Consider the following 386-nt stretch of genomic DNA (forward strand, 5'->3'; position numbering starts at 1 on the left):
TTAAGTGTATTTTCTGCAATAGCAATAGGNTTTGCCATACCATTTTTATATTAATCTTTATGGATTTATTTTATTGATACTTTTATTAATAGCTTTATTTTTCTTTGGAAGAGCTGCAGTTTCTTNNNNAAAAGGCTTTCATTATGCAGCTAAATCATNTGCAGCCAATGTAGAAAAAGATTTATTAGAAGTAGAAAGAGAATTAAAAGAAGCAAGAAAAAATATTTCTGAACAAGATGTAAGATATCTAGAAGAAGGAATAGAAAAAGTTAATAGTATTTATAATGAAGTAAGAAAAGATTTTAATAATGCAGAGNNGAAATTTCAAAATATTTTATCTCATTTAGAANNNNCATACAAAGCATTTATTACTAATTTCATAATTA

This window comes from Candidatus Nanopusillus massiliensis, from assembly GCF_920984865.1.